The 20,915-nt window shown below is 48.6% G+C and carries 19 protein-coding genes; 11 read left to right on the top strand and 8 right to left on the bottom strand.

Features of this window, described 5'->3' with window-relative positions:
• Positions 1 to 76: 76 nt before the first annotated feature.
• The 3 genes from M3080_RS04900 to apbC form a co-directional block, all read right to left on the bottom strand.
• Positions 77 to 1,126 (bottom strand): OmpA family protein, encoded by a 1,050-nt coding sequence (locus tag M3080_RS04900; RefSeq protein ID WP_249092142.1) that lies wholly within the window; start codon positions 1,124 to 1,126, stop codon positions 77 to 79.
• 62 nt (positions 1,127 to 1,188) lie between these two features.
• On the bottom strand, positions 1,189 to 2,175 hold the full coding sequence (locus tag M3080_RS04895; RefSeq protein ID WP_022473241.1) for a YheT family hydrolase: 987 nt from the start codon (positions 2,173 to 2,175) through the stop codon (positions 1,189 to 1,191).
• Positions 2,175 to 3,245, bottom strand: coding sequence for an iron-sulfur cluster carrier protein ApbC (gene apbC / locus M3080_RS04890; RefSeq protein ID WP_022473240.1), 1,071 nt, complete (start codon positions 3,243 to 3,245; stop codon positions 2,175 to 2,177). Before apbC ends, M3080_RS04895 begins: the two co-directional genes overlap by 1 nt.
• A 145-nt stretch (positions 3,246 to 3,390) precedes the next feature.
• Between apbC and metG the strand changes: the two genes are divergently transcribed.
• From metG to M3080_RS04870, 4 genes are all read left to right on the top strand, one after another.
• Complete coding sequence (gene metG / locus M3080_RS04885; protein WP_249092141.1) at positions 3,391 to 5,439, top strand: methionine--tRNA ligase; 2,049 nt, start codon at positions 3,391 to 3,393, stop codon at positions 5,437 to 5,439.
• Between the two features lie 102 nt (positions 5,440 to 5,541).
• Positions 5,542 to 7,248, top strand: coding sequence for a SulP family inorganic anion transporter (locus tag M3080_RS04880; RefSeq protein WP_249092140.1), 1,707 nt, complete (start codon positions 5,542 to 5,544; stop codon positions 7,246 to 7,248).
• Between the two features lie 51 nt (positions 7,249 to 7,299).
• Positions 7,300 to 8,262: an alpha/beta hydrolase fold domain-containing protein gene (locus M3080_RS04875; RefSeq protein ID WP_249092139.1), complete on the top strand. Its 963-nt coding sequence runs from the start codon at positions 7,300 to 7,302 to the stop codon at positions 8,260 to 8,262.
• An 8-nt stretch (positions 8,263 to 8,270) separates the two neighbouring features.
• Positions 8,271 to 8,732, top strand: a complete 462-nt coding sequence (locus M3080_RS04870; RefSeq protein ID WP_249092138.1) for a RidA family protein — start codon at positions 8,271 to 8,273, stop codon at positions 8,730 to 8,732.
• A 64-nt stretch (positions 8,733 to 8,796) separates the two neighbouring features.
• Here the strand turns inward: M3080_RS04870 and M3080_RS04865 are convergent, their stop codons facing one another.
• Positions 8,797 to 9,822, bottom strand: coding sequence for a threonine aldolase family protein (locus M3080_RS04865; protein ID WP_249092137.1), 1,026 nt, complete (start codon positions 9,820 to 9,822; stop codon positions 8,797 to 8,799).
• A 155-nt stretch (positions 9,823 to 9,977) separates the two neighbouring features.
• Between M3080_RS04865 and pstB the strand changes: the two genes are divergently transcribed.
• The 5 genes from pstB (at position 9,978) to ppk2 (ending at position 14,802) form a co-directional block, all read left to right on the top strand.
• The gene (gene pstB, locus M3080_RS04860; protein WP_022473234.1) at positions 9,978 to 10,748 is read left to right on the top strand and encodes a phosphate ABC transporter ATP-binding protein PstB; all 771 of its coding nucleotides are present in this window, start codon (positions 9,978 to 9,980) and stop codon (positions 10,746 to 10,748) included.
• Between the two features lie 17 nt (positions 10,749 to 10,765).
• On the top strand, positions 10,766 to 11,476 hold the full coding sequence (gene phoU, locus M3080_RS04855; RefSeq protein WP_022473233.1) for a phosphate signaling complex protein PhoU: 711 nt from the start codon (positions 10,766 to 10,768) through the stop codon (positions 11,474 to 11,476).
• Between the two features lie 114 nt (positions 11,477 to 11,590).
• On the top strand, positions 11,591 to 12,313 hold the full coding sequence (locus M3080_RS04850; RefSeq protein WP_249092136.1) for a response regulator: 723 nt from the start codon (positions 11,591 to 11,593) through the stop codon (positions 12,311 to 12,313).
• Positions 12,314 to 12,352: 39 nt separating this feature from the next.
• A complete protein-coding gene (phoR, locus tag M3080_RS04845; RefSeq protein ID WP_249092135.1) occupies positions 12,353 to 13,600 on the top strand; it encodes a phosphate regulon sensor histidine kinase PhoR in 1,248 nt (415 codons plus the stop codon).
• Positions 13,601 to 13,755: 155 nt separating this feature from the next.
• Complete coding sequence (gene ppk2, locus M3080_RS04840) at positions 13,756 to 14,802, top strand: polyphosphate kinase 2 (protein WP_022473230.1); 1,047 nt, start codon at positions 13,756 to 13,758, stop codon at positions 14,800 to 14,802.
• 45 nt (positions 14,803 to 14,847) lie between these two features.
• Here ppk2 and pepT read toward each other — a convergent pair whose 3' ends face one another.
• Positions 14,848 to 16,089: a peptidase T gene (pepT, locus tag M3080_RS04835; protein WP_249092134.1), complete on the bottom strand. Its 1,242-nt coding sequence runs from the start codon at positions 16,087 to 16,089 to the stop codon at positions 14,848 to 14,850.
• Positions 16,090 to 16,253: 164 nt separating this feature from the next.
• Between pepT and M3080_RS04830 the strand changes: the two genes are divergently transcribed.
• Both M3080_RS04830 and M3080_RS04825 read left to right on the top strand, forming a co-directional pair.
• Positions 16,254 to 16,877: an IS607 family transposase gene (locus tag M3080_RS04830; protein WP_249092133.1), complete on the top strand. Its 624-nt coding sequence runs from the start codon at positions 16,254 to 16,256 to the stop codon at positions 16,875 to 16,877.
• Positions 16,878 to 16,894: 17 nt separating this feature from the next.
• Complete coding sequence (locus M3080_RS04825; RefSeq protein WP_249092132.1) at positions 16,895 to 18,016, top strand: RNA-guided endonuclease InsQ/TnpB family protein; 1,122 nt, start codon at positions 16,895 to 16,897, stop codon at positions 18,014 to 18,016.
• Positions 18,017 to 18,269: 253 nt separating this feature from the next.
• Here the strand turns inward: M3080_RS04825 and pstA are convergent, their stop codons facing one another.
• From pstA to M3080_RS04810, 3 genes are read right to left on the bottom strand one after another with little or no spacing between them, the layout of a single operon-like run.
• Positions 18,270 to 19,145: a phosphate ABC transporter permease PstA gene (pstA, locus tag M3080_RS04820; protein ID WP_249092131.1), complete on the bottom strand. Its 876-nt coding sequence runs from the start codon at positions 19,143 to 19,145 to the stop codon at positions 18,270 to 18,272.
• A gap of 11 nt (positions 19,146 to 19,156) precedes the next feature.
• Positions 19,157 to 20,038, bottom strand: coding sequence for a phosphate ABC transporter permease subunit PstC (pstC, locus tag M3080_RS04815; protein ID WP_022473227.1), 882 nt, complete (start codon positions 20,036 to 20,038; stop codon positions 19,157 to 19,159).
• A 30-nt stretch (positions 20,039 to 20,068) separates the two neighbouring features.
• On the bottom strand, positions 20,069 to 20,890 hold the full coding sequence (locus M3080_RS04810) for a phosphate ABC transporter substrate-binding protein (RefSeq protein WP_022473226.1): 822 nt from the start codon (positions 20,888 to 20,890) through the stop codon (positions 20,069 to 20,071).
• Between the last annotated feature and the right edge of the window lie 25 nt (positions 20,891 to 20,915).

Raw genomic sequence — 20,915 nt, 5'->3', positions numbered from 1 at the left:
AACGTTTTTATTAAAAATTAAAGAGCGTATTTTAGCTAAATTCGAAAAAGAGAAAAAGCCCCGCATTGAGCGGTGTTCATTGACCAAAAATGATGTCCACCCGACGATTGAGTTTTCTTCCGGCTTCGGTCGTGTTGTCAAACTTCTCTGACTCACCGCCGCCCATTACAGCCATTCGGTGATCCTCGACTCCTTTGGAAACAAGGTAATCTTTGACAACCTTTGCCCGCTGCAAACCAAGACGCTTATTAAAAGCCGCATCGCCCTCTGTATCGGTCCAGCCCAAAATCAACATGGATTCGTCCTTTGGACGTTGCGCGATCACTTCCATCACCTGGTCCAGCACTGCAATGGCTTTTTTATCCAACGTGGTTGACTTTTTAACAAAAGGAATCCCGGCGACTTCCAGATCCTCTTGGGATGAGCAATTACGGTACACATTGCCCTCTACCATGGCATTGAATTTTTGACGATCGGCCATCATGTCGGCAACCGTCGCCATCGTCGAACAGGCGTTGACTCGGCGCAAACGGGTTATGACCTCTTTTTCAGAGTCCGTCTGAGCCAATGAAATCAGATGCACACAACTTTTCGGATTATTCTGATAAAACGTTTGCAAAACCTTGGCCGGATCATGGGAACCCTTGTCTATATCACCGTCTGTGATGACAAAAAGCGTGGTCGGTTCTTTGCGTTTACGAGCAAAATAGTCCAACGCCTTTTTATCGAAATTGTTCAACGATTGAGTCGAAGCGGAGATTTTGACTTCGGAGAGCGACTTTGAAAAGGCTTCGCCCGTACGCTTTTGCGTCTTAAGGACCTGGCTTGAAGGCATAAATGTGGCTAGCCCCGTCACCATTTCTTCGGTGGGATTAATTTTTTCGGCCGCCATCTTAACAAACTGCTGAGCGTAAGCGAGTTTTGTCGACTGATTTCCCCAAAGAGCCGCCTCTTTTTCATCATTAACAAACTGAGGCCGCGCGTAGCTCTCACCCATTGAGGAAGACGCATCGATTGCGAATTCAACCGCGGCCGCTCGCGCTCCGCAAAGGCTTGCTGCAACCGATGAGGACACACAGAAAACCCCAAGAACCAAACCACAGACTAAAGAAAGTCGCTTATCCATGTGTTGTCTCCTCTCTGTCAATAGTCAGACTATAGCAGGCTCTTCTTTAGAGGAAAAACCGTTCACCGCCTTTCTAAGAAGAATCGGAAGATTCGTTTAGGCAGATAATCAATTTTGCCGGGAGGATTGCCCGTCGGGAATCCCACATGTCCTCCTTCTTCGGGTTGATCCAGCCAAACATTATCTGAAACATCAGATAGTGTTGGCAAAGCCCATTGCGGCATGAAAGGATCGTTTTTAGCGTTTAAGAGCAACAGCGGAACCTGCACATACTTTAACCATGGTTTGGCAGAAGCCTTCGTCCAATAATCCATGGCACTCTTGAAGCCATGAACAGGCGCCGTATAAAGAGAGTCAAAGTCATAGAAATTTTTGCACTTTTTGATGGCCTCCACATCAACCATCTCGCGCATCTGCGGCATTAACTCACACTTTTTGATCACTTTCGGTATCAGCGTATCCAAAAACATTTTGGAATACAGACGATTAAAACCAAAGCGCAAGAGATTGCTGCCCGCCACCAAATCCACCGGCGCCCCCACAGAAACGGCCGCCGTGAGAAGTCCTTTGGCGGTTTGCGCGCGTTTGCCGCAAAAAAGCGCCAACTGATTGCCGCCCAAGGAAACTCCCACCGCGTAGATCGGCGCCTTCGGATAACGAGAACGCACCGTCTCCAACACCCACTGAACCTGATCAATATCACCGGCGTGGTAAGTCTTAATGCTGCGGTTTAATTCTCCCGAACAACTTCTAAAAAGCGACACGCATCCGCGCCAACCGTGCTTAACCGTCTCGTGCATAAGCGCCAAAGCGTAGTGGCTATGAGAGCTTCCCTCCAAACCGTGGAAATGCACAACAATCGGAGCGGCCGGATCAGCCACTTCAGGCGTGGCCCAATCGATATCCGTAAAGTCACCGTCGGGCGTATCCCAGCGCTCGCGGCGATAGGTTACTTCGGGCTTTTTGCAGACCTTGGCCGCAAATATCGTTTGAATCTGAGCACCGGCAAGCCACCGAGGCGCCTTGTAGTCAGGCGTTACCAAAGGCATCAGTTATTCTCCACTCGCACGCTTGGCATCTTAAGCGACATATCTTTAGCGGTTTTAGCAATCGCCGCGGCCGCCTTTAAAGCAATTTCGCGATAGATTTTGCCGGCCATTGATTCCGGAGACGACACGACTGTCGGCGCACCGGAATCGGCTTCTTCCCGAATCTTGGCATCAAGAGGCAGTTGACCGAGAACATCCACGTGATAGGTATCACTTAAACGCTTGGCGCCGCCTTCTCCAAAAATATGCTCGGCGTGGCCGCATTCCGGGCAAACGAAAATAGACATGTTTTCAACGACTCCCAGAATGGGCACATTGACCTTCTGGAACATCCGCAAACCTTTCTTTGCGTCCAAAAGCGCAATATCCTGGGGCGTTGTTACCACAATAGCCCCCGTGACCGGAACCGTTTGCGATAGCGTCAATTGAATGTCACCGGTGCCCGGCGGCATGTCAATAACCAAGTAATCCAAATCATGCCAATTCGTTTGCGTTAAAAGCTGAGTCAGTGCTTGAGCAACCAACGGACCACGCCAGATCATCGGCTCATCCGGATCAATCAAAAATCCGATGGAATTGACTTCAAGACCCAATGTTTCGATCGGGTTCATGTTTTGACCGTCGTTTGTCATTGGGCGGCCAAGGGCACCCAACATCATCGGTTGACTGGGACCATAAATATCGGCATCCAAAACACCTACTCGAGCCCCTTCGGCTGACAGGGCTAACGCTAAATTAGCCGCCACTGTGCTTTTGCCGACGCCGCCCTTGCCGCTTGAAACAGCAATGATGTTTTTAACATTAGGCAGTACTTTCAAAGTGCGTTGAACCGCATGGGCAATAATTTTTTGTTCGACCGTCACTTGAACCTGAATGCCCGCCTTTTGAAAAGCGTCCTGAAGCTTCAGCTCGATATCTTTTTTAACGGTTTTGGCCGGATACCCCAATTGAATCGTAACGGCTTGCGCATCATCACTGATCTTTGCCATCCGAGCGCTCACATAGTCCGTATTCATCCAGGGATCCGTCACGGAACTCAATACCTGCAGTATTTCTTCTCTCTTAGTCACTTTTTTGTACTCCGTTTTCAAGCATTAGTCGTATTGTGCGAGTTTTCTTGCCTAAGCTCAAGAGCAATAAGAGAATTTCACGTGGCTTTGCTAAAATATTGACCTCTTTGTTTCTCTTCCCGCCTATTTTTCGGGACATTTCATCATGCAAAAACGCCAAATATTCGTTACGACTGCTCTTCCCTATGCCAATGGGCATTTCCATATCGGCCATATCATGGAATACATTCAGGCCGACATTTGGGTGCGCACTCAGCGAATGTATGGACATACCGTTCATTTTGTCGGTGCCGATGACACTCACGGCGCCCCGATGATGATTGCCGCCCAAAAAGAAGGGATCACTCCTCAAGAGTTTGTTGCCCGAATTGCAGCCGGCCGTAAAGCCTACCTGGATGGGTTCCACATTAAGTTTGACCATTGGTACTCGACCGACAGCGAAGAAAATGTCATGCTTTCGCAAGACATCTATAAGCGCCTCAAAGCTGCCGGGTTAATTTATACAAAGGACATTGAACAATTCTATGATCCGGTCAAAGGCATGTTCCTGGCTGACCGCTTCATCAAGGGCACCTGCCCGCGTTGCGGCGCTGATGACCAATACGGTGACAACTGCGAAAAGTGCGGCGCCGTCTATTCGCCCACTGAACTGATCAACCCCTTCTCAGCTTTGTCCGGTGCCAAACCTGAATTGCGCAAATCCACACACTACTTCTTTAAGCTTTCCGATCCCGCCTGCGTAACGTTCTTGCGCGATTGGGTCAACGGCAAAGGCAAAAGCGGTGCAGACCGCGTACAAGCGGAAATCCGTGCCAAAGATGAAGAATGGCTCGGAGAGGGCAAATTAGGCGACTGGGACATTTCCCGTGATGAACCCTACTTCGGTATTCCTATTCCCGATGCTCCCGGTAAATATTTCTACGTCTGGCTTGACGCTCCTGTGGGTTACTACGCCAGTCTCATGAACTATGCGAAGAAGATCGGTTTTGACTTCTGGAAGTTCTTGGATGATGAGAAAACGGAACAAATTCACTTCATCGGCAAAGACATTGTGTACTTCCACACGCTTTTCTGGCCCGCCATGCTGCACTTTGCCGGTCAACCGTATCGTGTCCCCGATAATGTTTTCGTTCACGGCTTCATGACCGTTGACGGCCGCAAGATGAGTAAGAGCCGCGGTACCGGCATTAGCCCCATGAAGTACCTTGAACTCGGCATGAACGCCGAATGGCTGCGCTACTACCTTGCCGCCAAGATGGGTCCGACCAATGACGACGTTGATTTCAGCAAGAGCGACTTCATGGCTCGCGTGAACTCTGACTTGATCGGCAAGTACATCAACATTGCCAGCCGCGCTGCCGGCTTTATCGTCAAGCGTTTTAACGCTCGTGTTGACGATCGCATGGCCGACCACACGATTATTAAGGTCATGCGCAATGCGGTTGAAGGCATCGCCATGCTCTACAACCAACGCGAATACTCCCGCGCGCTTCGTGGCATTATGTCCATGACGGACACGATCAATGAGTACATCGACCGTGAAAAGCCCTGGGAATTAGCAAAGTCTGAAGAACAAGCTGACAAATTGCACGAAGTCTGCTCCGTGGCCCTTGAAGCATTCCGACTCTTAACGCTTATGCTCAAGCCCGTATTACCCGCCACGGCCGCTAAAGTTGAAGAATTCCTCAATTGCGGCGAACTTACTTGGGAAAGTGCTCTGCGTCCCTTGACCTCTGATGTGCAGATCAAGCCCTTCAAACATTTGATGCAGCGCTGCGACATCAAGCAATTGGATGCCCTGATTCCTCCGGTTGCCGAAGTTACCAAACCGGTGGCGCCTTGCGGTGAAGAAATTGCCCCTGAAGTCACGATTAATGATTTCGCCAAATTGGATATGCGTGTAGCCAAGATCGTCAAGTGTGAAAAGGTGGAAGGCTCCACGAAACTTTTGCGCTTAACGGTCGATATCGGAGAAGGCAAGACCCGCAATATCTTCTCCGGCATCCAAGCTTGGTACAAGCCCGAGGACTTGGAAGGCAAACTCACGGTGGTCATTGCTAATCTTGCTCCGCGCAAGATGCGCTTCGGCGTCAGCGAAGGCATGCTTTTGTCGGCTAGCGGAGCCGATGATAAAGACGGACTCTTTATCCTTGAACCGCAAGCCGGAGCCAAACCCGGCATGAGACTTCGTTAATCACAAGTCCTAAGGAAGACTAAAAACAGTTGGCCCACAAGCCAACTGTTTTTACAATAACCGATAACAACAATATTAACTTCTCTCTTTCTCGTAAAAAAAATGAGCATCGCTCAAGCCTTTAAGAATTTTAGGGATCATATTCCCTTGGAACCTTTCCATCCGGTCAGTTTCGATTTGATCGGACACTACAATGCCAGAAGTTTGTCTCGAGACATCAGCTCCGGTCTGACTGTCGGCATGGTTGCTCTGCCTTTGGCCATGGCTTTTGCCATTGCTTCCGGCGTGACGCCTGAAGCAGGCATATACACATCCATCATTGCTGGCTTTTTGATTGCTATCCTAGGAGGTTGTCGAGTTCAAATCGGCGGTCCTGCCGGCGCTTTTATCGTGATTATCTACGGCATCATCGCCAACTACGGTTTGGCCAATCTCATGATTGCCACCATCGGCAGCGGCATACTGCTCTTTCTCATGGGGTTGCTAAAAATCGGCAGCTTTATCCGTTTTATTCCTATCTCCATTGTGATCGGTTTCACAAACGGTATCGCCGTGCTTATTGCCTTATCACAGGTGAAAGACTTTTTTGGCTTAAGCATTGACAAGATGCCCGCTGACTTTTTCGGTCAGATGGGGGCTATTGCCGCTCATATTGGAACCGTCAATTTTTACGCCTTGGGCATCGCTCTCGTTTCCTTTGCCATCGTTCGCTTCTGGCCCAAAGATACATCAAGCCGCACGGCTCAATGGAAGCGTTGGGTCGCTAAGATCCCCGGCACCGTGATCGTTTTGATCGTCTCAACGATTGCCGTGAGCTCCTTGGGATTGCCTGTGGAAACAATCGGCAGTAAATTCGGCGGCATTCCCCAAACGCTGCCCTCCATTCAAGTTCCCGATTTTGACTGGGAAAACATTCGCCATTTGGTCGGTCCCATGGTCACGATCGCACTGCTTGGTGCCATTGAATCGCTTTTATGCGCCCGCGTTGCTGACACGCTCACCGATGACAGACACAACCCCAATCAGGAACTGATGGGGCAAGGCATTGCCAATTTGGTAGTACCCTTTTTCGGCGGTATTCCGGCCACCGGTACCATCGCCCGTACGGTCACCAACATTAAAAGCGGCGCCGTCTCCCCGATTTCCGGTGTTGTTCATGCGATTACTCTTTTAGTTATTATTTTGGCTGCCGCCCCCCTGGCATCCAATATTCCGCTTGCCGCGCTTTCTGCCATCTTGCTTAATGTCGCTAGCAATATGGGCAACTGGGCGGAATTCAAACGCCTGCGCCGCATGACGATGTCTTACAAGGTAACGCTTATTGCCACTTTCCTTCTGACGGTTATTTTTGACTTGACCGTTGCCGTGGAAGTGGGCCTCGTGATCTCGTGCCTATTCTTTATCTATCGCATGAATACTCTCACAAGCGTGACCCAAATGACCCTTGCCGCGGATACCCCGGAAGGCATTGAAGCATGGCGTCTGCAAGGTTCGCTCTTTTTCGGTTCTGTCTCCAAACTTTCCTATATGACCGATCCGAAGCGAATCACGGCGAGAAACGCCAATAAAGTGGTGATTTTGAATTGCACGGCACTCATGAACATTGACAATTCGGCAATGGACATTATTTCGACCTACATGAGAGCGCTGAAACGCCGCAACTTTGAGCTCATCATTTGCGGCGCAACCGGTCACACCCTCCATCAATTGGAAAGAACCGGTATCGCGCAAGCGCTTGGGAAAAACATGGTGGATACAATGTTTGACGCCGAGCGCCTCGCCCGAGAGCTTTTAAGAAACATCCCCTAAAAACCGCTATTCGGCTGACTGACCTCAGCCGAATATTTTTTGGAGATAATTGTGATCAAATTGAAAACCGTAGCCTTGGCGGCTATAAGCGGTTTGATGGCCAGTGGTGCTTGCGCTCAAGCCCCCGTCGCCCAAACCGAAAGCATGAAAGTAGAAGTCACCGAACATCAAATCGATGAAATCGGTGGTGTTATTTACTCTCAAATTCAATCCCGCCGATCAAACCGAGCGATGCGCATGACGCTTCTTGTGCCAAGAACTGCCGAGAAAAAACCGGCCATTATTTATTTTCCCGGGGGCGGATTCACCACAACAGACTACGAAAAATTTATTGAGATGCGTTTCGCTTTGGCCAAAGCCGGTTTTGTGGTGGCCGCGGCGGAATATCGGGTTGTACCGAACAAATTCCCGGCTATCTTAGAAGACGGGAAATCCGCTGTGCGGTTTTTAAAGGCTCATGCGAATGCTTATGGCATTGATGCATCCAAAATCGGCGTATTGGGTGACTCAGCCGGAGGGTACCTGTCTCAGATGGTCGCCGTCACTGGCAACGAAAAGCAATTTGACAAGGGCGACAATCTTCACGTCGATTCAACTGTTCAAGCCGCCGCGACACTTTACGGCATATCCGATCTTCGCAACATCGGCGCTGGGTTTGACCAAGCCATTCAAAAAGTTCACCAATCCCCGGCTGTAACGGAAGCCCTATTAGTCAATGGTGTGGCCTTCAACGAATACCCCGGTGCGAGCATCTTGTCTGATAGCGATAAGGCACTAGCAGCGAGTTCTTTGGGCCACATTAAAAAGAACTTACCGCCTTTTTTAATCATGCACGGAACGGAAGATAAACTTGTCTCGCCGGTTCAAAGTGAACAACTTTATGAAGCCCTAAAGCAAAACGGCAATCGAGTCACCTACGTTAAAGTAGAAGGGGCTGCTCACGGTGATACCGTTTGGTTTCAAAAACCGATTATTGATAAAGTTGTCACTTGGTTTAAAGACAATCTGAAATAGGACAACCTATGCGCATTGAAGAAAAACTCAAGGCAATGGGACTTGAATTGCCTCCCGTTGCTGATCCGGCCGGTCTGTATGTTTACACCAGACGAGTCGGTAATCTTGTCTACGTCTCGGGACAAACACCCGATATCAACAGCGTTCTTCAAATCAAGGGCGTTGTCGGCGAAACATTAAGTCTTGAGGAAGGCAAAAAAGCCGCTAAGTTAAGCGCTCTCAATGTCCTTTCTGTTCTTAAGCGCGAACTCGGAGACCTTGACCGCGTCAAACAATTTGTCCATTTGACCGGATTTGTTCGATGCGCCAAAGGCTTTGAGGATCACCCCCAAGTCATCAACGGCGCCTCCGAGCTTTTCCGCGATCTTTATGGAGAGGCAGGTGTTGGCACTCGAATCGCGCTTGGGGCCTATGAATTGCCCGAAGGCGCTGCCACGGAAATCACCGCCATTGTTGAAGTGACAGACTAGAAAGTCCGAATAAAAGTCCCCACTTCCTCTACAAAGAATTGGGGACTTTTTTGCTCAATTTCAATTAAAGCATTGCGATCACGCGATCAATATTTTCTTCCGGTGTTGCCCAGCTCGTGCAGAATCGGACCGCTGTATGAGTGTCGTCAACTTTGCACCAATGAGACAGCTGAACTTCCTTTTCCAACTCGGCTAATTTTGCATTATCCAAAATGACAAACTGCTGATTGGACGGACTTTCCGAATAAAAACGATAGCCCTTATCCTGAAGAGCCTTCTTTAACTTCATCGCCATCTCAACGGCGTGACGGCTGATTTCAAAATAGAGATTATCTGTAAAAAGCGTATCAAACTGCAGACCCAACAGGCGTCCTTTTGCCAACACTGCCCCACCTTGCTTCATGATGGTGAAAAAGTTCTTTGACAATTTTGTATTGGTGAAAACGACCGCTTCACCCAAAAGAGCGCCCACTTTGGTGCCGCCAATATAAAAGACGTCGGATAAACGTGCGATATCAGCCAAGGTCATATCAGCTCCGTCGCTAGCAAGCGCATAGCCCATGCGTGCTCCGTCAATAAATAAGGGCATGGCATGCTTGCGGCAGACCACGCTGATGGCTTCCAATTCAGCTAACGAATAGACAGAACCCGTTTCTGTGGCCTGAGAAATATAGACCATGGCCGGAATAACACCATGATCCCATGAAGGAGCCGAAAGCGTATCTTCAATGTAGCGATCCAATTGCGAGGCAACCATTTTCCCGTCGTGCGGTTCAATCGTGAGCACCTTGTGGCCGCCCATTTCAATAGCGCCGCCTTCGTGTCCGTTGATATGACCGCTTTCAACGGCAATGACGCCCTCACAGGGACGCAAAATCGAACGGATGACCGTAGAGTTGGTTTGCGTACCGCCGATCAGAAGGAAAACCTCAGCGTCCGGTGCCTGACAAGCTTCTTTAATCTTTGCCTTGGCACTTTCACAGTAAACGTCAGTGCCATAACCCGGTGTGCTTTCCAAATTGGTTTGAACCATACGTTCAAGAATTTTCGGATGGCACCCTTCCTGATAGTCGCAGGCTAAACGAATCATTTCTTTCTCCTTTCTCGGTCACAGCAAAACCGGCTCCTCAAGAGCGGCCGCGCATTCGTTCACAAGATTGTCACATAAATGTCATCTTTGGGTCATACCCAACTTTTAGACTTCGCCCCAATAACAGAAAGTTATCTCATTAAGGAGTCTTCGGGATGTCCGATACGACCATGGCCTCAAAAATCGAGGTCAAACATTTCAATTTCTACTACGGCGCATTTCACGCGCTAAAAGATATTAATCTTTCAATCGCTGAAAATAAAGTCACGGCTTTTATCGGCCCTTCGGGCTGCGGCAAATCAACTCTCTTGCGCACATTCAACCGCATGTATGAGCTCTATAACGAGCAACGGGCCGAAGGTGAAATTTGGCTCGACGGTGAAAACATTGTCACCAAAACCGAAGGCGTTGACCGTTTGCGCTCCAAAGTCGGCATGGTTTTCCAACGCCCCACGCCTTTTCCGATGTCTATCTATGACAACATCGCCTACGGCGTCCGTTTATTTGAAAAGTTACCCAAATCCGAATTGGATGACCGTATTGAATGGGCTTTGAAAAAGGCCGCCCTCTGGACCGATGTTAAAGACAAACTTCAAGATTCCGGTTTCGCCCTCTCGGGCGGCCAACAGCAGCGCCTTTGCATTGCCCGCGCCATTGCGGTTAAACCAGAAGTGTTGCTGCTCGATGAACCGTGCTCTGCCTTGGATCCGATCTCCACAGCTAAGATCGAAGATTTGATCAATGAGCTGAAAAAAGAATACACGGTTGTCATCGTCACCCACAGCATGCAGCAAGCCGCCCGTATTTCCGACTTTACCGCTTATATGTATCTCGGCGAACTCATCGAATTCGGAACCACCGAAATGATGTTCACGCACCCGACAAAGAAGGCAACGGAAGATTACATCACAGGTCGCTTCGGTTAAACAGTAAGGAGCAAAAAATGATTATGTCCGCACAAACGCACCTTGTGCACCAATTTGATGAAGATTTAGATGAACTTAAACACCTGCTCTACAGCATGGGCGATCTGGTAACCGAGCAAATCAACAACGCCACCAAAGCCTTTCGCACGGGCGACATTGATTTAGCACAATCGGTCAAAGACCGTGATGCTGCCATCAACGCCTTAGAAGTCTCCACTGACCGGTGCGCGACGCTTTTGATTGCCAAGCATCAGCCCACGGCCACGGATCTGCGCTTTGTCTTCGGTATTGCCAAAATGGCCACCGACTTTGAACGCATGGGCGATCAGGCTCGTAACATTGCCCGTGCAAGCCGCGATGATATTCCGGAAGAACTGATTGAGGCTCTTGCCAAAACCAACATTGTCGAGTCAACCATCAAGACTGTTAACTTGGCGATGCTCGCATTGAAAAATCTTTCGGAAACGGCCGCTGTCAATACGCTCAGATCTGACGGTGATGTGGATAGTGCCTTCAGGGATGGCATTAAGGTGGTAACGGTTTACCTCAAAGAACATCCCGATGATGTTGAAAAAGCACTCGCCTGCCTTGATTTGCTTAAAGCTTATGAACGCTTGGGCGATCATGCCACCAACATCGCCGAGCACGTCATTTTCATTTTGGATGGTGAAGATATCCGACACTTGCGCTTAGACGCATTACCCGAAAATTTGACCAAACTTAGCTAATAAGAGAACAATAAACCTTCGGCAATAGACGAAGGTTTATTTTTTGGTTGTGAAATTCGCCTATCATTACGGAGTTAAAGCTCTTTGGATTTGTTTTTTGAAGAAAGGCTTACCATGACTGAAAGCAGCAACAAAGCAGCCTGTATCTTAATTGTCGAAGATGAAGCCGCCATTCGAACCCTCATTTCTTTTGCCTGCGCCGCCGCTGGCTATGAAGTCAAGTGCGCAGAAAGCGCGATAGAAGCCCAAAGCATTGTTGACAATAATCCGCCCGATTTGGTCTTGCTTGACTATATGTTGCCGGAACTCTCGGGCGTTGATTGGCTGGAAAAACTTCGCGCCAACCCTAAGACCGAACACCTGCCTGTCATTATGCTCACCGCCCGCGGCAGCGAAACCGATAGAGTTAAGGGGCTTAATGCCGGCGCAGACGACTACATCGTAAAACCCTTCATGCCCCGCGAACTCATTGCTCGCATTCAAGCGGTTTTGCGCCGTTACCAATTCCAATCACAGGCCGGAGAAGAAAACCAAAACGTCGAAGTCGTCTGCGGTCCCCTCACCATGAACGAAGCCAGTTTTGAAGCAAAAGTTGACGGAGAACCTCTCTCGCTTTCAGCCAAAGAATTCAAACTGCTGTTGGTTTTTGCTAAAAATCCCGAACGTGTCTACAGCCGTGAAATGCTTCTGTCGCTTGTTTGGGACAATGCTTACGTTGATGAACGAACGGTGGATGTTCATATGCTGAGGTTGCGCAAGCAACTGCAGGGCACCCGAGCGGAAAATCTCCTTCAGACCGTCAGGGGTTTAGGATACCGGGCACATATTTCGGAGTAAAGTTAGCCATATAGAAATCACTATTCAGGGGGATTCGTGATGTCGGCGAAAAACCTGTCACCCAGATCGTTTTGTATATTGGGCTTAATTTGCGTGGCTGTGATTGCCAGTCTGCTTTATATCACTGTCAGTTGGGAAAAGACGCTCTTGGGCACTTCAATCGCCCTTGTCGCTTTAGTCTGCTACATCATCTTCAAAATGAGTGACGGTTGGATGAATTCCGTTGAAGCCGAACAGATGAAAAGCGATCAATCACGCTTTACCGCCAGAATTGACCGCTACCGCCTCTCCCTTTCCGCTTTACCAGAAGGCGTTGTGCTTTTCCGTCAAGGACACACGGTTGAATGGTGCAACCCCGCCGCCGAAAAACATTTAGGCATCAAGTTAACCACGCACTTGGGCATGGCGCTCAATCTCGTTTTTGATAACCCGAAAATTGTTGAATATTTGGAATCGGGCGATTATTCGAAACCAATTGAAATCAAATCCCATGAGCCCGGTCGAATTCTGTTGCTCTTTGCGGTTGTAGCCGATAAGACGCACTTTATTATGGTCACGCGTGACATTACCGAGCAGCGCCGCATCGATTCAATGAGAAAAGATTTTGTGGCCAATGTCAGTCATGAACTACGTACGCCGCTTACCGTCATCACCGGTTTTCTCGACATGATTCTGCGCGGAAAAGAGCTCGATGAAAAAACGCTTCACGAACACTTGTGCTTAATGCAACAGGAAGCCGAGCGCATGCAAAGTCTCGTCAATGATCTCTTATCGTTGTCTCGACTGGAAAGTAAGGATGAACAAGAGTCCGAGCCACCCGAGGTTGTCAATATGGCCAAGTTGGTTGCGAGTTTAGCTGAAGATGGAGTTGCCTTATCGCGCGGACGCCACACGATTGATACGGATATTTCCTGCAATCAGGCTGTGTTGGGACAAGTCGATGAACTCCGAAGCGCTTGCTTAAATCTTGTCACCAACGCTGTCCGTTACACGCCCGATGGCGGCAAGATTGAAATCAGCTGGCGCTACGATCCCAAAGAAGAGAGCGCTATATTTGCCGTTCAGGACAATGGCATCGGCATTGATGCGGAAGATATTCCGCGATTGACAGAACGCTTTTACCGTGTGGATAAGAGCCGCTCGCGTGAAAAAGGCGGAACGGGTCTGGGTCTGGCGATTGTTAAGCATGTCGCCATTCGCAACCATTGCCGTCTTGATATTCAATCTGAGCCGGGCAAAGGTTCAACGTTCAGTCTGATTTTCCCGAAAGACTCATTGATTGAATAATTAAGACTTCTAGTTTCAAGCGCCGGTGAACACAAAAACACCGGCGCTTTTGTGTTCAGACAAAAAATATTACCGATGTGACAAGAAGAAATCATCCACTAACCACACACAGTGGTACGCTATTAAACATTGAGAAGGTTAAAAGGACTCGTATCATGTGCGCCAAGAAAAAAGAAGAAAAGAAAGAACAGCTTCCCTTAACAGAAAAGGAAGTGCTCACTGAACAAAAAATTGAAGCCTACAGTAAAGCTTTAAAGAGTGCTCTGAAGGAAGAACCTCCTGAAGAACAGGTTCGCATCCTTAAACTCATGATCAAGGATGCGAAAACACGTATTCATGCCGCGGGCGATAATGAGAAAAATGAAGACGAGCTTGTAGAAAATTGGGAAAAAGCAGAATTCCCCTACAAGCATCGCATGAGCAACAAACGCTATGAAAAAGAAAAATTACCCCTTCAGGTGGAATTGCTGAAGCTGCAAAAATGGGTGAAGGAAACCGGTAAAAAGATCGTCATTATTTTTGAAGGACGGGACGCGGCCGGCAAAGGAGGCACTATCCGCACTTTCATGGAGCACTTAAATCCCCGAGGTGCTCGCGTGGTGGCACTGGCTAAACCCACCGAAGCCGAAAAAGGTCAGTGGTTTTTTCAACGCTATGTCGCCCACCTGCCCACGCGAGGCGAGATGGTTTTATTTGACCGTTCTTGGTACAACCGAGCCGGTGTTGATCGCGTAATGGGCTTTTGCACGGATGAAGAATATATTGAATTCTTGCGTCAATGTCCCCAATTTGAAGAAAATCTTATCCGCTCAGACACGATACTGATTAAGTTCTGGCTCTCTGTCACTCAGGATGAACAGCGCAGACGTTTTAAATCGCGCAAAATTGATCCGCTCAAGCGCTGGAAACTCTCCCCGATTGATATTGCTTCTTTATCCAAATGGGACGATTACAGCAAGGCCGAAGAGGTCATGTTCTTTTCCACTAACACGGCCTCTTGCCCTTGGATTGTCATCAAAAGCAACGACAAAAAGCGAGCACGCTTAAACGCGATGCGCTATGTGCTTTCGATTATTGATTATGCGGAAAAAGACAATGAAGCCATCGGCGCCGTTGATCCGCTCATTTTATCCAGAGCCAATGTCAAGCCCAATGTTGCTTCAATGTTGATCGGAAAAAAGAAAGGAAAGAAATCTGAATAAACCACCGAATAGCGCCGGCAGAAAATCTCTGCCGGCGTTTTCGTTTTAACGACCTTCGCTGATCAATTCAATCACTTTTAAAGTCATATCCAGAGAGGCCACAAAACTTTCTATCGGCATGAATTCGGCGTAGCCGTGGTGGTTATAGGAACCCGTGAAATAATTCGGGGTAACCAAACCACGAGCGGTCAAAGCCGAGCCGTCCGTGCCGCCACGCATCGCAACGGTCTTCGGTTCGATGTTCAGACTCTTTAGCGCTTCGTACATGACATCAATCGGATAACGATCTTCGCCTAAGCCGCCGGAAATGTTTCTGTAAATATCCTCAATGTCTGCGTTGATTTTGGCGCGCGGGTAGCGCTTGGCTATCAATTGCACGACGTCGCGCACGTACTGCTTGCGGGCTTCGAATGTCTTGTCATCGAAGTCGCGGATATTAATCTGCAAATGAGCTCGCGCTGGATTGGCAGACATATTCTTAAACCAATAATAGCCTTCACGTTCATCGGTATTTTCAGGCGTTTCCAGACGGTTGAAATTGGCCATCAAATCGACGGCTACCAAAATCGGATTAAGTAGCACACCTTTAGCGCTCGCAGGGTGAGTGGTCACCCCTTCAATATCAATATGCACTTCAGCGGCGTTATAGGTTTCATAAACCAATTGCCCCAATTCTCCGCCATCAACCGTGTAGGCAAAATCCACTTTAAATCGATCCAAATCCAAAAGTTTTGAACCGCGCAAACCAGTTTCTTCATCGGGTACAAAGGCTACGCGGATATCACCGTGAGGAATTTGCTCGGTGACGAGAATTTCCAAAGCGGTCATGATATTGGTGACGCCCGCCTTATTATCAGCCCCCAAAACACTGGTCCCATCCGTAAAGATGATGTCTTCGCCGACATGATTGGATAATTCCGGGTGTTCCGCCAACCGAATCCAAATGTCTTTTGCCTGATTCAGACAAACGTCTCCGCCCGTGTAATGAATCACTTGCGGATGAATTTCAGGAGACAAACCGACATCAACCGTATCCACATGAGCAACAAATCCCACTGTCGGAACGTCTTTGACGCTACCCGGTAAATAAGCAGTTACGTTACCGTGCTCGTCAACCTCGACCTCTTTTAAACCCATCTGCTTTAAACCGGCTTCCAACACCCTGGCCATCGTCCACTGGCCTTCAGAGCTCGGCACCACTTTATTTTTAGGGTCACTTTGGCTACTGATGGCCAAATAACTTAAGAATCGTTCCACGAGTGCTTGCGCTTTTTGTTGATGATCCATTTAACACCTCTTTAAGAGCAGACTGCCGACTATTTCGGCTCACAGAGCTAACTATAACGCCGTTAAGCGCAAAAAAGGCGGCCTAAAAGACCGCCTGGTGTATTCGGAATCAGGGCTAAAAACTGTTATAACAAACCTATTTAATTCTGATCAATATTATCTAAATGAATCGGTTTTATAGCATCAGCAAGGCAGCTACTGAATTAGGCGTCTCTATTTCTACCCTCAGACGTTGGGAATCCGAGGGGAAATTAGTTCCCCAGCGAACCAAAGGCAATCAGAGAAGGTATTCGGCTGAACAAATCATGGGGCTTGTCCGGAAAGTTACTCCTAAGCCAGATCGTATAACGCTAGCTTACGCTCGAGTCTCAAGCGCTGATCAGAAAAAAGATCTAGAAAGACAAAAAACCGTTTTGGAAATGTACTGTGCCGCGCAAGGTTGGAATTTCGAGCTCATCAGCGATCTTGGCAGTGGAATGAACTATCGAAAAAAGGGATTGCAGTCTTTACTGCAAAAACTTCTTAACGGTAAAATTGAGCGCCTGGTGATCACTCACAAAGACCGTCTCCTGCGCTTTGGCGCAGAGCTGATTTTCTCGGTTTGCGAAATGAAAGGCGTTGAAGTGGTGATCGTCAATAAGGGGGAAGAAGCCTCTTTTGAAGAAGATTTAGCTAAAGATGTTTTAGAAATCATTACCGTTTTCAGTGCCAGACTTTATGGTTCACGCAGTAAAAAGAATCAAAAGTTGATTAACGGGATGAAAAAAGCAGTGAAAGCCGCGCAATAGATTGAAAGAATAGGAAGATGCAGATTCATCGAGCCCATAAAATCGAGCTCATTGTCAACGACAGTCAAGAGCTGTATTTGAAAAAAGCGGTCGGTTGCGCCCGATTTGCTTTTAATTGGGCATTGAATGAATGGATCGAAGAGTATGAAGCCTACAAGAAAGATCCGACTCAGCCCAAACCCAATCAATACAGTATTCGCCGCAAACTCAATGCTATAAAACGTGAGCAATTCCCGTGGATGATGGAAGTGACCAAGTGCGCTGTGCAGATGGCGATCATCCAATTAGGTCAAGCTTTTTCGAATTTCTGGAAAAATCCTGAACACTTCAAATATCCGAAGTTTAAAAAGAAGTATGTTTCCGATAGCTTTACCATCAGTAATGATCATTTTGAAGTCAAAGGTTCACGCATCCGTATACCGAAGTTAGGTTGGGTGCGGATGCGTGAGCCGTTGCGGTTCAAAGGAGCGAAGCTGCTTTGGGCAACGGTCTCGCGACGCGGAAAACGATGGTATGTGAGTCTAACTTGTGAACTCGCCAATCTCAACCACTTAAAACCGGCCAAAAACCAAGGCACGGTGGGAGTGGACTTGGGGGTGAAGTCACTGGCGGTGCTCTCGAACCATAAGAGGTTTGAAGCGTTGCAACCATTAAAGAAAAGCCTGTCGAAGCTTCGTCGACTGCAAAGGAAGCTCGCACGAAGTCAGAAAGGCAGTAAAAACCGTATCAAGTTGGTATTGGAGATCGGTGAGTTGCATCGCAAGATTTTCAATTACCGACAGAATGCTTTGCATCAGCTCACTAACTACCTGACCACTCATTTCTCTCGGATTGTGATTGAAGATTTGAATGTGAGTGGAATGCTGAAAAACGGGAAACTGGCTCGTTGCATAGCCGACGTTGGTTTCTACGAATTTCGGCGTCAACTGGAGTACAAAGCCGAGCAAAGAGGCTGTGAGGTGATCATAGCGGATCGGTTTTATGCCAGTTCTAAGACGTGCGGTTATTGCGGTCAGAAAAATGACGAGTTAAGGCTTTCGGACAGACGATGGAAGTGTGCGCATTGTGGTGCAGAGATCAAGGATCGAGACTTCAATGCGGCGATCAATTTAAGAAGATATACCGAGCGGCCGGGCTGATTTTAATGAGTCCGGCGGTGCCGTGAGTTACACGGTGAACGCCTTTGCCTGCCAAGAAGAGGGGAAAACTCGGGACGTGACCTCAGGTGGGCCTGAAACGATTCTCGCAAGAGAGTTTTTCGGTGAGGGATGAGCGCTGGCTTCGGAGTGATCTGAAGTGAAACTGATCTCGATGATGGAGGAAGAAAAACCTGAGACTGAGTAGGTATTTTGAGTATAGCTAGTCAGTCTCAGGTAGGTTTTTCATAACGGATTACTGACGTGCAATTTTTCGTTGGGCTCGCTGACGGATGAAAAGAGCGACCAAATTCAAGCCCAAGACCATGAGCACCAACAGACAAGCGGTACCGTATTGCATCGGACGCGTTGCATCCACATCCACGCTTGAAGTCGCCAACACATAAATGTGGTACGGCAAACTCATCACCGGATCCAAAATCGAGTCGCCCATTTTCGGGGTGTAAAACACCGCGGCCGTGTACATAATGGCGGCCGTTTCACCAGCCACACGAGACAGAGCCAAAATATTGCCGGTCAAAATGCCGGGCAAAGCCGCCGGCAAAATGATCTTAAAGATCGTTTGCTGTTTGTTGGCACCGAGCGCCAATGATGCTTCACGCCATGCCTGAGGCACTTGATTTAAGGCGGCCTCCGTTGTGTTGATCACGATCGGTAAAGCCAAGACAGCCAAGGTGAGCACACCGGAAAGCAAACTCACACCAAATCCGCAAATCGTCACAAAAAAAGTTAAGCCGAATAAACCAAAAATGACGGAGGGCACACCGGAAAGGTTAGAAACGGCCAAGCGAATGGCTTCAACAAAACGACCCGATCCGCCGTACTCGGTCAAATACACAGCCGTGCAAACCCCAAGGGGCAAAGCAATGACCGTTGCGCCCACAGCAAGCCAGAAAGTCCCGACAATGCAAGGCCAAACACCGCCCGCCGTCATCATGTCTCTGGGCGGCTCAAACACGAATTCCCAGGACAAGGCAGGCAAAGCGTTATCAAGCAAATAAAGCAAGATAGCGACAATCACACCGGCACTGATCAGTGTAGTCAGACGCATCAAAGTGATGCCGATGTGCTGATAGGCATAACGCCAATTCGGATTACGTTCAACAGACATCTCTCATCCCCTTAATGCTTGCCGCCGATCTGGAATTTCTTCGTCAAGAAGAAAGCCAACGCGTTGAAAATAAAGGTGGTCACAAAAAGCACAAGACCCGTGGCAAAAAGTGCATAGTAGTGAGTTGATCCCACGGCGGCTTCTGCCATTTCAGCAGCAATGGAGGCCGTCATCGGACGCAATGGATCAAAAAGGCTTTCCGGAATAATGGCTGCGCCACCGGCGACCATCAAAACCACCATCGTTTCGCCCAAGGCACGGGAAATACCCAACATAATGGCGGTACCAATACCACCTAAGGCGTAGCGAAACTGCACCTTGTAGAGCGTTTCCCAACGAGTGGCTCCTAACGCCAAAGAGGCTTCCGAGAGCGCAACAGGCACATTTCGTAAGGCATCTTCAGAGATGGAGCAGATAAACGGAATACACATCAAGCTCAACATCACCGAAGCGTTGAGCCAGTTAAGACCGGAGTCCAATCCGACAGACTCCTGCAGCCAAGGAGCCACAACCACCATACCCAAGAAACCGACGATAACGGAAGGCAAGGCGGCCAACAATTCAATTGCCGGTTTAACAATACTGCGAACCCGGGGACTGGCAAAATAGGCCAGATAAGCGGCGGTTAACAAGCCCATCGGCAAAGAAATCAAAGTGGTGGTCGCGGCCACAGCAAGGCTTGCCACCAAAAGCGCACCGATTTCAAAATCAGGATTCGGTCCCGTCGGATACCATTCCGTTCCAAACAAGAAAGTAAAGAACGGAACTTCTTTCAAAATAGGCAGAGCTTGGGTGAGAAGAAAAACCAAAATGGCAGCGAGAGCCACAATTGAGAGCATGGCTATCGCTGCCAACGACTTTTCAAACCCCTCGCCTCGTTTCAGTAACGTCATAACGAATTCTCAAAGGGTTCGTAAAGTCTATTATTTCTTAGCGGGCAACGGAACGAAGCCGACTTCTTTCACAGAAACCTGACCTTCCGGAGACAAAGCGTAATCAATCAAGGTCTTAACGTCGCCTGCAGGTTGACCGTTCGTGAAGAGATAAAGATCACGGGCAAGCGGCCAATCACGAGACAAAGCGGTTTCAGCAGAAGCAACCTTACCGCTGATGCTCAAGCCCTTGATGTCCTTTGTGATGTAACCCAAACCAACATAACCGATGGCATTCGGGTTCTTGGCAACGGTTTGAAGCACGGCGCCGTTAGAAGCTTGCAAAAGAGCGCGTTGTTGAACACGTTCACCCTTCATCACCAATTCTTCCCACGTTTCAAACGTACCGGAAGAAGAGTCGCGGCTCACAACCGTAATACGGGCATCGGGACCACCGACTTGCTTCCAGTTGGTGATACGACCGGCGTAGATGTCACGGATTTGCTGTAAGCTCAAGTCCTTCACCGTGTTCTTCGGGTGAACGATCGGAACGATGGCATCAACCGCAACTGTGAAGCGAACAGCTTCGCCACCGTTCTTCTTAACGTTTTCAACTTCTGCGGGCTTCATATCACGGCTAGCCATAGCTACGTCCGTCGTCTTATCCATCAGGGCCTTGATACCGTGACCAGAACCGCCACCGGACAAGGACACTTGAATGTCTTTATGTTTAGCCATGAACGTTTCGCTGATTTTTTGCATGGCAGGCAAAACAGTCGTGGAACCGTTAACAACCACGGTTCCGGCAGCAGCGGCAAAAGAAGCCAAACCAACGCAGCCGGCCACTAAAGCAGAAATCAAAGTACGTTTCATAATGAAGTTCCTTATAAAAAGAATT

Origin of the sequence: Parasutterella secunda, from assembly GCF_023336895.1 — a bacterium.
GTDB classification, from domain to species: Bacteria; Pseudomonadota; Gammaproteobacteria; order Burkholderiales; family Burkholderiaceae_F; genus Aphodousia; species Aphodousia faecalis.
Note: the sequence above shows the minus strand (reverse complement) of the source record. Positions and strands in the feature narration are given on the sequence as shown.

What these genes read in the sequence shown, in the direction of transcription:
- M3080_RS04830 (WP_249092133.1), top strand. Translation starts at nt 16,254, where the DNA reads ATGAATCGGTTTTATAGCATCAGCAAGGCAGCTACTGAATTAGGCGTC.
- pstB (WP_022473234.1), top strand. Translation starts at nt 9,978, where the DNA reads ATGTCCGATACGACCATGGCCTCAAAAATCGAGGTCAAACATTTCAAT.
- M3080_RS04865 (WP_249092137.1), bottom strand. Translation starts at nt 9,822, where the DNA reads ATGATTCGTTTAGCCTGCGACTATCAGGAAGGGTGCCATCCGAAAATT.
- M3080_RS04895 (WP_022473241.1), bottom strand. Translation starts at nt 2,175, where the DNA reads ATGCCTTTGGTAACGCCTGACTACAAGGCGCCTCGGTGGCTTGCCGGT.
- M3080_RS04870 (WP_249092138.1), top strand. Translation starts at nt 8,271, where the DNA reads ATGCGCATTGAAGAAAAACTCAAGGCAATGGGACTTGAATTGCCTCCC.
- phoR (WP_249092135.1), top strand. Translation starts at nt 12,353, where the DNA reads ATGTCGGCGAAAAACCTGTCACCCAGATCGTTTTGTATATTGGGCTTA.
- M3080_RS04880 (WP_249092140.1), top strand. Translation starts at nt 5,542, where the DNA reads ATGAGCATCGCTCAAGCCTTTAAGAATTTTAGGGATCATATTCCCTTG.
- M3080_RS04825 (WP_249092132.1), top strand. Translation starts at nt 16,895, where the DNA reads ATGCAGATTCATCGAGCCCATAAAATCGAGCTCATTGTCAACGACAGT.
- pstC (WP_022473227.1), bottom strand. Translation starts at nt 20,038, where the DNA reads ATGACGTTACTGAAACGAGGCGAGGGGTTTGAAAAGTCGTTGGCAGCG.
- ppk2 (WP_022473230.1), top strand. Translation starts at nt 13,756, where the DNA reads ATGTGCGCCAAGAAAAAAGAAGAAAAGAAAGAACAGCTTCCCTTAACA.
- pepT (WP_249092134.1), bottom strand. Translation starts at nt 16,089, where the DNA reads ATGGATCATCAACAAAAAGCGCAAGCACTCGTGGAACGATTCTTAAGT.
- M3080_RS04900 (WP_249092142.1), bottom strand. Translation starts at nt 1,126, where the DNA reads ATGGATAAGCGACTTTCTTTAGTCTGTGGTTTGGTTCTTGGGGTTTTC.
- pstA (WP_249092131.1), bottom strand. Translation starts at nt 19,145, where the DNA reads ATGTCTGTTGAACGTAATCCGAATTGGCGTTATGCCTATCAGCACATC.
- M3080_RS04850 (WP_249092136.1), top strand. Translation starts at nt 11,591, where the DNA reads ATGACTGAAAGCAGCAACAAAGCAGCCTGTATCTTAATTGTCGAAGAT.
- M3080_RS04810 (WP_022473226.1), bottom strand. Translation starts at nt 20,890, where the DNA reads ATGAAACGTACTTTGATTTCTGCTTTAGTGGCCGGCTGCGTTGGTTTG.
- phoU (WP_022473233.1), top strand. Translation starts at nt 10,766, where the DNA reads ATGATTATGTCCGCACAAACGCACCTTGTGCACCAATTTGATGAAGAT.
- metG (WP_249092141.1), top strand. Translation starts at nt 3,391, where the DNA reads ATGCAAAAACGCCAAATATTCGTTACGACTGCTCTTCCCTATGCCAAT.